The organism is Stenotrophomonas sp. SMYL11 (genome assembly GCF_036320005.1).
Classification (GTDB): Bacteria; Pseudomonadota; Gammaproteobacteria; order Xanthomonadales; family Xanthomonadaceae; genus Stenotrophomonas; species Stenotrophomonas maltophilia_A.
In genome coordinates this window covers 20458-31428 of sequence record NZ_JAWIRS010000009.1, presented here as the reverse complement: position 1 = coordinate 31428, position 10971 = coordinate 20458, and the positions used below count along the sequence as shown (strand labels likewise).

Here is a 10971-nt window from a genome sequence, read left to right as displayed (position 1 = left end):
CCCCCCCCCGCCCCCCCCCCCCCCCCCCCCCCCCCCCCCCCCCCCGCCCCCCCCCCCCCCCCCGCCCCCCGCCCCCCCCCCCCCCCCCCCCCCCCCCCCCCCCCCCCCCCCCCCCCCCCCCCCCCCCCCCCCCCCCCCCCCCCCCCCCCCGACAGTTTCCCGGTGACGGTGGGAAAGAGCATTGGGTTACTGACGAACTGATGGAAAACAAAAAGGACGCGGCGTTCGCCGCGTCCTTTTTGTTTGGTTCTGCATTGCCCTTTTAGAGCCGAGCCATGCTCGGCTCCGAGCAAGCGAAGCGCGCGACCCGCTTTGCTCTTCCTTCTTTCTTCCGTGGCGGGCGGCCGCAGGAAACTGTCGAAGGCAGGGTGGGTAGGCCGTGCAGGGGCGTGAGCCGCATGGGCCCGAGGCATGCCTCGGGCGAGTTGGGCAGGACGCCCAACCCCGGTCTTGCCGTGTGCGCAGGACAGCGCACACGAGCAAGCGGCGACCGAGCTTACATGGACGTACTTGCAGCGTCCCCTGCACGGCCTACCCACCCTGCCAACCGCATGACCCGCTCTTCGCGACCAAGCCCCCGCCACGAGGGGCTCAGCCGTTGGCCGGAATCACAGTGCCTCGCGGATCCGCTGGCGCAGCGCTTCCAGATCCTTGGCAAACGCATCGATACCGGTCGCCAGCTTCTCGGTCGCCATCGGATCGGCCGCCAGATCCGCCGCGAACTTCGCCGCATCGATCGGGGTCACGGCCACGCCATCGGCCACACCGGCCACCAGCTTGCGCGGCAGCTCCCCGTGGTCGGCGTCCAGCTTCTCCAGCAGGTCCGGCGAAATCGTCAGGCGGTCGCAGCCGGCCAGCGCTTCGATCTGCGCGGTCGAACGGAACGAGGCGCCCATCACCACCGTCGGCGAGCCCCGGCGCTTGAATTCGGCATACACGCCGCGCACGAACTTCACGCCCGGGTCTTCATCGATGCTGGCCGGGATCTGGCCGTTGGCCACGTACCAGTCCAGGATGCGGCCGACGAACGGCGAGATCAGGAACGCGCCGGCTTCGCTGCAGGCCAGCGCCTGGGTCGGGTTGAAGATCAGGGTCAGGTTGCAGTCGATGCCCTCGGCCTGCAGGATGCGCGCGGCTTCCACGCCTTCCCAGGTCGCAGCGATCTTGATCAGGATCTTCTCGCGCGGCACGCCGGCATCGGCGTACATCTGGATGAACTGGCGGGCCTTGGCCACGGTGGCGGCGGTGTCGTGGGCCTGGTCGGCATCCACTTCGGTGGACACGCGGCCCGGCACCAGCGTGCTCAGCAGCGCGCCGACGCCGATGGTCAGGCGGTCGGCAACGGCGTGCACCACGGCTTCGCGGTCGCCACTCTGCTGGCGGCCCCAGGCCAGTTCGCGTTCGATCAGCTCGGCGTAGACCGGCAGGTCCAGCGCCTTCTTCACCAGGGTCGGGTTGGTGGTGCAGTCCACCGGCTGCAGGCGCTTGATCGCCTCGTAGTCACCGGTATCGGCAACGACCACGGACAGTTCGCGCAGCTGGGACAGTTTGGACGGGGTACTCATTACGGCTCCTGGTGCAGGGGGATCGAATCGCGCGCGGTGCGCAGCGGTAATCAGGGGCGGTCGTTGTGGACCGCAGTCACGCGCAGGCGCAGCTTGCGGCCGCCGGGCGCGTTCCAGTCGATGCTCTGGCCGATCGAAAGGCCGAGCAGGGCACTGCCGACCGGGGCCAGCACGGAAACCTTGCCTTCATCGACGTTGGCTTCGCGGGGGAAGACCAGGGTCAGGACGTGCTTCTCGCCCGACACTTCATCTTCGCACTCCACGCGCGAATGCATCATGACGATGCCTTCGGGAATCTGGTCCGGTGCCAGCACGGTGGCACGGTTGAGTTCTTCAGCAAGCGCGAGCGCGGCAGGCGTCTGGCTCAGCGCAGGGGATTCGAGCATGGCGTCCAGGCGGTCCATGTCGAAGGTGGAAACGGTGATCGACGGCGGCAGGCCGCTGGCGGTACTCATGGTGAAGCTCCTTGGTTGAAAGCCATGCAAAAGGCGGCACCTGCTGGCGCCGCCTGTCTGTATTGTGGGGACAAATGCGACCGGAATCGACTCCTGCCGATTCCAGGCCGGTGCTGCGGGGGTTCAGCCGTTCAGCGCGGGGCCGGGCAGGGCGGTAGTGTCGCCGGCGGCGTTGACCGCTTCCAGGGTGAACAGCGCCTGCGGCAGGCGCTTGAACTGATCGGCCAGCTCCATCAGGAAGTCGTTCATGGCCGAGCTGCGGCGCCAGATCATGGCGATGCGGCGGCTGGGGCGGCCTTCGCCGGTGAAGTCGAGCAGGCGGATGTTGTTCGAGCGCGGCACCGGCGGCTGCACCGACAGGCTTGGCAGCAGGGTGATGCCGACGTCGGCGGCGACCATCTGCCGCAGCGTCTCCAGGCTGGTGGCGCGGAACTCGGACTTCTCGTTGGCACCGAACAGGCGGCAGACTTCCAGTGCCTGGTCGCGCAGGCAGTGGCCATCTTCCAGCAGCAGCAGCTTCTGCGTGGCCAGCTCCTGCACGTCCAGGTGTTCGCGACGGGCCAGCGGGTGGCGCCCGGATACGGCCAGCAGGAACGGTTCCTCGAACAGGAACTCGGCATGCAGCTGGTCGTCGATCACCGGCAGGGCCAGCAGTGCAGCGTCGAGCTTGCCTTCGCGCAGGCGGTCCAGCAGCACATCGCTCTTTTCCTCGACCAGCAGCAGTTCCAGCTCCGGGAAGCGATCGCGGATGCGCGGAATCACATGCGGCAGCAGGTACGGACCCAGGGTCGGGAAGATCCCCAGGCGCACCGTGCCGGCTTCCGGATCGCGGCTGCGACGTGCCGCTTCCTTCAGCTGTTCCACTTCGGACACGATCACCCGTGCCCGTGCTGCTGCTTCCTGCCCAGCCGGGGTCAGCATCACCTTGCGCGGCGCGCGTTCCACCAGCGGCAGGCCCAGCTCTTCTTCCAGCTTGCGGATCTGCGTGGACAGCGTCGGCTGGCTGACGAAGCAGGAGGCGGCAGCCCTGCCGAAATGCTTGTGGTCGGCCAGGGCTACCAGGTACTTCAGATCACGTAGGTTCATCCTTACACCCCAGGGGTAACGGACCGGCTGACGGCATGGTTACCCGACAGGCAGACAATGTTCCCGGTGATCTGGGAACGGTGGATCAGGCAGCTTCAGCAACAGCACCACTGCTGCTGCTCACCGACGAGCGGATCAGGTGGTCGAACGCGCTCAGTGCGGCGGTCGAACCGGCGCCCATGGCAATGATGATCTGCTTGTAGGGTACCGTCGTGCAATCGCCAGCAGCGAACACGCCCGGCAGGTTGGTCTGGCCGCGGTCATCGATGACCACCTCGCCACGCGGCGACAGCGCCACGGTGTCCTTCAGCCACTCGGTGTTGGGCAGCAGGCCGATCTGCACGAAGATGCCTTCCAGCTCGACGCGGTGGGCGTCGCCGCCGACACGGTCCTTGTAGACCAGGCCGGTGACACGGCTGCCGTCGCCCAGCACTTCGGTGGTCTGTGCGCTGGTCAGCACGGTGACATTGGCCAGGCTGCGCAGCTTCTTCTGCAGCACTTCATCGGCGCGCAGGCTGGAATCGAACTCCAGCAGGGTTACATGCGACACGATGCCGGCCAGATCGATGGCCGCTTCCACGCCGGAGTTGCCGCCGCCGATCACCGCCACGCGCTTGCCCTTGAACAGAGGACCATCGCAGTGCGGGCAGTAGGCCACGCCCTTGTTGCGGTACTGGTCTTCGCCCGGCACGTTCATCTGGCGCCAGCGTGCGCCGGTGGACAGGATCACCGAACGCGACTTCAGCACCGCGCCGTTCTCCAGCTGCACCTGCAGCAGGCCGTCTTCACCGGCCGGCACCAGCGCACTGGCGCGCTGCAGGTTCATGATGTCCACTTCGTACTCGCGCACGTGCTGTTCCAGCGCCGTGGCCAGCTTCGGGCCTTCGGTCTCCTTCACCGAGATGAAGTTCTCGATCGCCATGGTGTCCAGCACTTGGCCACCGAAACGTTCGGCGGCGATGCCGGTGCGGATGCCCTTGCGTGCAGCATAGATCGCTGCTGCCGCGCCGGCCGGGCCACCGCCCACCACCAGCACGTCGAAGGCATCCTTGGCGGCGATCTTCTCGGCATCGCGCTTGCTGGCGTTGGTGTCCAGCTTGGCCACGATCTGCTCGAGGGTCATGCGACCCTGGTCGAAGACTTCACCGTTGAGGTACACGGTCGGCACCGACATGATCTCGCGCTTCTCGACTTCGTCCTGGAACAGGGCGCCGTCGATGGCCACGTGCTGGATGCGCGGGTTGAGCACCGCGGCCAGGTTCAGCGCCTGCACCACGTCCGGGCAGTTCTGGCAGGACAGCGAGAAGTAGGTTTCGAACCTGTACTCGCCTTCCAGGTTCTGCACCTGCTCGATCAGCTCGGCGGTGGCCTTGGACGGGTGGCCGCCGACCTGCAGCAGCGCCAGCACCAGCGAGGTGAACTCGTGGCCCATCGGCAGGCCGGCGAAGGTCAGGTGGATGTCCTGCCCCGGGGTGCCCAGGTCGAAGGACGGCACCCGGCCCTGGCCATCGCGCAGCACCTGCAGCGAGATACTGTCCGACAGGCTGTCCAGGGTCTGCAGCAGTTCCAGCATTTCCTGCGACTTGGCGCCGTCGTCGGCGTGCGCGGTGATCTGGATCGGGCGGGTCACGCGCTCCAGATAGGTCTTCAGCTGCGACTGCAGGTTGGCGTCCAACATCGGGTCATCTCCTGGCTTCAGGCAAACAGGGGGCGTGGCACCGCTGTAGAAGGTAGCGGACCAGCAGGGGGTAGGGGTGAACCCAAGACAGCGACCGTGGAAGGGGCTGGCTGGCCAAGGCGGGCGAGCGTTGGCTGTCTTGGGTTCACCCCCACGCCGGCGGGGGGGGACCGGCACGGGGATGAAAGGCGCGCCGTGGCGTGGGGCCACGGCAGGCCGGTACTGCTTTAGATCTTGCCGACCAGGTCCAGCGACGGGGTCAGGGTCTTCTCGCCTTCCTTCCACTTGGCCGGGCACACCTGGTTCGGGTTGGCGGCGGTGAACTGGGCAGCCTTCAGCTTGCGCAGGGTTTCGGAGACGTCACGGGCGATCTCGTTGGAGTGGATCTCCAGGGTCTTGATCACGCCTTCCGGGTTGATGATGAAGGTGCCGCGCAGGGCCAGGCCTTCTTCCGGAATGTGCACGCCGAAGGCGTTGGTCAGCTGGTGGGTCGGGTCGCCGACCAGCGGGAACTGGGCCTTGCCGACGGCCGGCGAGGTTTCGTGCCACACCTTGTGCGAGAAGTGGGTGTCGGTGGTGACGATATAGACCTCGGCGCCGGCCTTCTTGAACTCGGCGTAATGGTCAGCGGCGTCTTCGATCTCGGTCGGGCAGTTGAAGGTGAAGGCGGCCGGCATGAAGATCAGGACCGACCACTGGCCCTTCAGGGTGCTGTCGGAAACCTTGATGAACTCGCCATTCAGGTAAGCATTGGCTTCGAACGGCTGGATCTGGGTGTTGATCAGGGACATCGTTATTCCTCTGGGTGAAGGGGAGTGGGTGAATCGACAGGACCTAGAGTACCGACTCGCTATCGATAAGAACAATCCATTGATTGCATCTATTTGATAGATGAGGACTATCAAAATGCACTGAGCCGGCACTGAACCCGGACGCTTTCATCCTGCAACTGCCTGTGTGACAAGGAAAATCTTCCGGAACGGCTGAATAGGGCCAATAGTCCCTCTTTATCCGCTCGGGCAGAACCTGAACAGATTCCGCTTTTGTAGCGTCGAGCTTGCTCGACGGCTTTTGCGGACCCGCCGGTCATCTCAACCAAAAGCAGTCGAGCAAGCTCGACCCTACAATTGCGGCATGTCTGTCAAAACCGAACCCTCCCTGCGCCAGGTGGTGGCCAATGCCAGCACCCGGCTTGGCGGCGTCGAAGCTCGCCATGAGGCCGAACTGCTGCTGCTGCATGTGCTGGAGCGCCCGCGCAGCTGGCTTTTCGCGCATGCCACCGATCCGCTGGCCGCCGCCGACCAGGCTGCCTTCGAAGCGTTGCTGGCCCGCCGCGTGGCCGGTGAGCCGGTGGCCTACCTGACCGGCCGCCGCGGTTTCTGGACGCTGGACCTGGAGGTCGACCCGGCCACGCTGATCCCGCGTCCGGAAACCGAGCTGCTGGTCGAGCTGGCATTGGAGCGGCTGCCGCCAGACCAATTGCTGCAGCTGGCTGACCTGGGCACCGGCAGCGGTGCGATTGCACTTGCACTGGCCAGCGAACGGCCGCAGGCGCAGGTGCTGGCCACCGATGCCAGCCCGGGCGCGCTGGCCGTGGCCGCGCGCAATGCTGCGCGCCATGAACTGCGCAACGTCCGCTTCGCCGAGGGCGGGCACGACTGGTATGCGCCGCTGCAGGGCGCGCGCTTCGACCTGATCGCCAGCAACCCGCCATACATTGCCAGCGACGACCCGCATCTGGAGCAGGGCGACCTGCGTTTTGAACCGGCCACCGCGCTGGCCTCCGGCGCGGATGGCCTGGATGACATCCGCCGCATCGTCGACGGTGGCCTGGCCCACCTGCTGCCCAGCGGCTGGCTGCTGATCGAGCACGGTTGGGACCAGGGCGAAGCGATCCGCGCGCTGTTCGACGCAGCGGGGTTTGCCGAGGTGCAGACCGTGCAGGACCTGGAGCAGCGCGACCGCATCACCCTGGGCCGGCGTCCGGCCTAGAATGGAGGTTCTCCTGCCCCGGCAGGGCATCACCCTGGAGCTGCAAGCATGCGTACGCTGTACCCCGCCATCACCCCCTACGACGTCGGCACTCTGAAGGTCGACGACCGCCACACGCTGTACTTCGAACAGTGCGGCAACCCGGACGGCAAGCCGGTGGTGATGCTGCACGGTGGCCCGGGCGGCGGCTGCAGCGACAAGATGCGCCAGTTCCACGACCCGTCCAGGTACCGCATCATCCTGTTCGACCAGCGCGGTGCCGGCCGTTCCACCCCGCACGCGGACCTGGTGGACAACACCACCTGGGACCTTGTTGCCGATATCGAAAAACTGCGCGAGCACCTCAAGGTCGATCGCTGGCAGGTATTCGGTGGCAGCTGGGGTTCGACCCTGGCGCTGGCGTATGCCGAAACCCACCCGCAGCGCGTGACCGAACTGGTCCTGCGCGGCATCTTCATGCTGCGTCGCTGGGAACTGGAATGGTTCTACCAGGAAGGTGCCAACCGCCTGTTCCCGGATGCGTGGGAGCACTACCTCAAGCCGATTCCGTCGGTGGAGCGTCATGACCTGATCTCGGCCTTCCACCGCCGCCTGACCAGCGACGACGAAACCACCCGCCTGGAAGCGGCCAAGGCGTGGGCGGTGTGGGAAGGCGCGACCAGCTTCCTGCATGTGGACGACGACTTCATCAACAGCCATGAAGACCCGCATTTCGCGCTGGCCTTCGCCCGCATCGAAAACCACTACTTCGTCAACGGCGGCTTCTTCGAGGTGGAAGACCAGCTGCTGCGCGACGCACACCGCATCGCCGATATCCCGGGCGTGATCGTGCACGGCCGCTACGACGTGGTCTGCCCGCTGGCCAACGCTTGGGACCTGACCAAGGTGTGGCCGAAGGCGAAGCTGGAAATCACGCCGGCTTCGGGTCATTCGGCGTTCGAAGCCGAGAACGTGGACGCGCTGGTGCGCGCCACCGATAGCTTCGCCTGATCGGTGGTGCCGGCCGCTGGCCGGCAACGCCTCACCGGTAGCGCCGGCCAGCGGCCGGCGCTACCACTCCCCGGCCAGCAACGCGTCGGCCAACACCTGCAGCTTCGGTGAATGCTGGCGCGACGGTGGGTAGATCAACGACAGTTCGCGACTGCGGCCTTCGAAGGGCTGCAGCACGCGCTGCAGGCGGCCATCGGCCAACGCGTCGGCCACCGCGAAATCCATCACCTGCACGATGCCGATGCCGGCGATGGCCGCTTCCACCAGCGGATCGCCGCTGTCGAACACCATCCGCGTCGGCGGCGTGAACTCGCGCAGTTGCCCGTCCTGCAGGAACTGCCAGTCCACCAGCCGGCCACTGCGCAGGTTGCGCACCGCCAGGCAGGCATGATCCTGCAGCGCGGCCACATCGTCCGGTGCGCCACAGCGGGCCAGATAGCCCGGGCTGGCCACGGTCACCCAGCGCAGAGGCCGCAATGGCCGCGCGACGATGCGCTGGTCGGCGATGACGCCGGTGCGCAGCGCGGCATCGAAACCTTCCTCGACCAGATCGACCAGACGGTCGCTGAGCACCGCTTCCACCTGCAGCTGCGGATGCTGCTGCAGCAACGGCGCCAGCATCGGCACCAGCACCTTCCGCCCGAACATCGACGGCGCACTGATCTTCAATGTGCCCGAGGGCGTGCACGGGCGGTCGGCCAGTTGCCGTTCGGCATCGTCCAGGCCGGCCAGCAGTGGTGCCACCTGTTCCACGAACTGGCGGCCATCCGGGGTCAGCGCCACGTTGCGGGTGTTCCGCTGCAGCAGCTTCACCCCCAGCGACACTTCCAACCGCCCGATCGCGCGCGACAGGCCGGACTGGCTCAGGCCCAGCTGGCCGGCGGCCACGGTGAAGCTGCGGGCTTCGGCCACCTGCACCAGCATGCGCACCGCATTGAGGTCCATCGAGGCTCCATTCATGCCGAAAATCATGACAGATATGGCCGGGGAGGGGTTTATTGATTGACTCGCATCAATGAGACTGCGCTCCCCCACCGCGCCAGACCGCCGATGCCTCCCCTCAAATACCCGCGCTGGGCGCTGACCCTGCTGGCCACCGCCCAGCTGATCATCGCCCTGGATGCCACCATCATCTTCGTTGCCCTGCATGACATGGGCCGCGCGCTGCAGATCAACGCGCAGCAGCTGCAATGGGTCGTCAGTGCCTACACCGTGGCCTTCGGCGGCAGCCTGCTGCTGGGTGGGCGCGCCGCCGACCTGATCGGCCGCCGCCGCTTCTACCGGCTGGGCATGCTGCTGTTCGCGCTGGCCTCGCTGCTCGGTGCGCTGGCGCCGAACGCCACGCTGTTGATCATCGCGCGCGCCGCACAAGGCGTCGGGGCGGCGCTGCTGTTCCCGGCCACGCTGGCACTGATCAACACGCTGTACGCAGAAGGGCCGGTGCGCAACCGCGCGCTGGCGATCTGGAGCATGGCCAGCGCAGTGGGCCTGGCATTGGGCACGCTGCTCGGTGGGGTGCTGACCCAGGCGTTCGGCTGGCCGGCGGTGCTGGCGGTGATCGTGCCGCTGGCCACGGCGTGCGCGGTCGCGGCCGGTGTGTGGTTGCCGGCCGATGGTCCACGGGTGCAGGGACGCTCATTCGATCTGGCCGGTTGCCTCACCGTCACCGCTGGCGGCAGCCTGCTGGTGACCACCCTGGTGCAAGGGCCGGAGTGGGGCTGGACGGCGCCGGCTACGCTCATCTGCCTGCTGCTTTCAGCCGTACTGTTGACGGTGTTCGTACAGATCGAAAAGCGCAGCCGTGACCCGCTGATGCAGTTTTCGCTGTTGCGCCTGCCCGGCCTGCGCGCCGCGCTGGGTCTGACCTTCGCTTTCATGAGCAGCTATGGCGTGCAGTACTACTTCCTGGCGCTCTACTTCCAGGATGGCTATGGCTGGAGCCCGCTGCAGGCGGGCATGGCCTTCCTGCTGCCGACATTGGTGTGCACCTTCGGCATCCGTATTGCCGAACGCATGCTGCGGCACCGTTCGCCGCGGCAGGTACTGGCCTGGGGCTTCGCCGCCGGTGCCGTCGGCATCGCTGCGGTGGCGCTGGCGATGCCGCATGGCGCCAGCTACTGGCCGCTGTTGCCGGGCATCGTGGTGCTCAGCGTCGGCCAGGGCATGAGCTGGACGGCGATGTGGATCGTGGCCGGGCAGGGCGTGCCGGGTCCGCAGCAAGGCGTCGCGTCCGGCATGGCGGCCACCGCCCAGCAGATCGGCGGCGCCTTGGGATTGGCGGTACTGGTGATGGTCGCCAACGCCGCGCGCGGCGCGCAGGCGGCAACCAGCCCTGATGCGTTGCAGGGCATGGTCAATGCACAGTACGGTGCCGCGCTGTTCGCCGCGCTCGGCGTGTTGATCGCGCTGGGCCTGCGCCCGGCGCCGGTAGACTCGGCAGCGACTGCCTGCCTGAGCACCGACGCATGATCGAACTGCTGGACCTGCAACAGACCCTGCATGCCTTCGCTGCCTGCAACGATGACGATGAGGTGTGGAACGCCTTCGGCTGGGTGATGGCCAGCGACGAGGACCTGCTGGCTGCGCGGTTGTGGTTGCCGTCATCCAGTGATGGAGTGCTGGATGACGACGGCGAGCGATCGGCCGCTTTGGCAGCAATGGGGCTGTTCCCGTATCTGGAACCGGCCACGTTTGCCGACGTGCTGGATGTGCAGAAGCGGCAACGCCCGCTGTCGTCGCTGCAGGACTACGCGCAGGCGCTGGCGTACTACGCCGAGTACGACGCGTTCCAACAGGTCGAGGGTATCGACGAGGCCCTGGTCGAAGCGGGTGCTGCGGAACAGGCGGCTGCGCGCGGTGCCGGCGTAGGCACGGGCATCTTCGCGTCCTTCGATCTGATGCTGAGAGTGTGCCCGGAGGGGCAGATCAAAGCCGCAGCGCAGCGCGTGGCGCGCCTGCTGGAGATTCCGATGGGCGAGGCGTTGGCACGCTGCCGTGCGTTGCCTCTGCTGCTGGGGCAAGCCCTGGATCGCAACCGTGCGCAGGCCATCAAGGATGAATTCGAAGCCATCGGCGCGACCGTGCAGGTGTACGGATTCAAGCCGTTCCCGTGGATGGATGCGCCGGTATTGCGGTAGTGGGGGGGGGGGGGGGGGCGGCCCCCCGCGGGGTGGGGGGGGGGCGGTGGGCGGGGGGGGCGCGGCGG

At 67.1% G+C, this 10971-nt stretch carries 10 protein-coding genes; 4 read left to right on the top strand and 6 right to left on the bottom strand.

The features are described 5' to 3' along the window. Nucleotides 1-608: 608 nt before the first annotated feature. From V3B46_RS13410 to ahpC, 5 genes are all read right to left on the bottom strand, one after another. The gene (locus V3B46_RS13410; protein WP_329892124.1) at nt 609-1565 is read right to left on the bottom strand and encodes a transaldolase; all 957 of its coding nucleotides are present in this window, start codon (nt 1563-1565) and stop codon (nt 609-611) included. A 50-nt stretch (nt 1566-1615) separates the two neighbouring features. Next, nucleotides 1616-2020, bottom strand: a complete 405-nt coding sequence (gene rnk / locus V3B46_RS13405; protein ID WP_005408156.1) for a nucleoside diphosphate kinase regulator — start codon at nt 2018-2020, stop codon at nt 1616-1618. Nucleotides 2021-2143: 123 nt separating this feature from the next. Next, nucleotides 2144-3106 carry a LysR substrate-binding domain-containing protein gene (locus V3B46_RS13400; RefSeq protein ID WP_032129919.1) on the bottom strand — a complete coding sequence of 321 codons (963 nt, stop codon included), beginning with the start codon at nt 3104-3106 and terminating at the stop codon, nt 2144-2146. Nucleotides 3107-3191: 85 nt separating this feature from the next. Continuing rightward, the gene (gene ahpF, locus V3B46_RS13395) at nt 3192-4784 is read right to left on the bottom strand and encodes an alkyl hydroperoxide reductase subunit F (protein WP_154262395.1); all 1593 of its coding nucleotides are present in this window, start codon (nt 4782-4784) and stop codon (nt 3192-3194) included. A 227-nt stretch (nt 4785-5011) separates the two neighbouring features. Next, nucleotides 5012-5575: an alkyl hydroperoxide reductase subunit C gene (gene ahpC / locus V3B46_RS13390; RefSeq protein WP_004144811.1), complete on the bottom strand. Its 564-nt coding sequence runs from the start codon at nt 5573-5575 to the stop codon at nt 5012-5014. 343 nt (nt 5576-5918) lie between these two features. On the opposite strand from ahpC, the gene prmC reads away from it, so the two are divergent. Together prmC and pip are read left to right on the top strand one after the other, a co-directional pair. After that, nucleotides 5919-6776 carry a peptide chain release factor N(5)-glutamine methyltransferase gene (gene prmC / locus V3B46_RS13385; RefSeq protein ID WP_329892123.1) on the top strand — a complete coding sequence of 286 codons (858 nt, stop codon included), beginning with the start codon at nt 5919-5921 and terminating at the stop codon, nt 6774-6776. Nucleotides 6777-6824: 48 nt separating this feature from the next. Then, complete coding sequence (gene pip, locus V3B46_RS13380) at nt 6825-7766, top strand: prolyl aminopeptidase (protein WP_106467129.1); 942 nt, start codon at nt 6825-6827, stop codon at nt 7764-7766. Nucleotides 7767-7826: 60 nt separating this feature from the next. Here pip and V3B46_RS13375 read toward each other — a convergent pair whose 3' ends face one another. Beyond that, complete coding sequence (locus tag V3B46_RS13375; RefSeq protein WP_154264909.1) at nt 7827-8711, bottom strand: LysR family transcriptional regulator; 885 nt, start codon at nt 8709-8711, stop codon at nt 7827-7829. Between the two features lie 105 nt (nt 8712-8816). On the opposite strand from V3B46_RS13375, the gene V3B46_RS13370 reads away from it, so the two are divergent. Further along, nucleotides 8817-10235, top strand: coding sequence for an MFS transporter (locus V3B46_RS13370; protein WP_154262399.1), 1419 nt, complete (start codon nt 8817-8819; stop codon nt 10233-10235). Next, the gene (locus V3B46_RS13365; protein ID WP_154262400.1) at nt 10232-10903 is read left to right on the top strand and encodes a DUF7716 domain-containing protein; all 672 of its coding nucleotides are present in this window, start codon (nt 10232-10234) and stop codon (nt 10901-10903) included. Before V3B46_RS13370 ends, V3B46_RS13365 begins: the two co-directional genes overlap by 4 nt. Nucleotides 10904-10971: the final 68 nt, after the last annotated feature.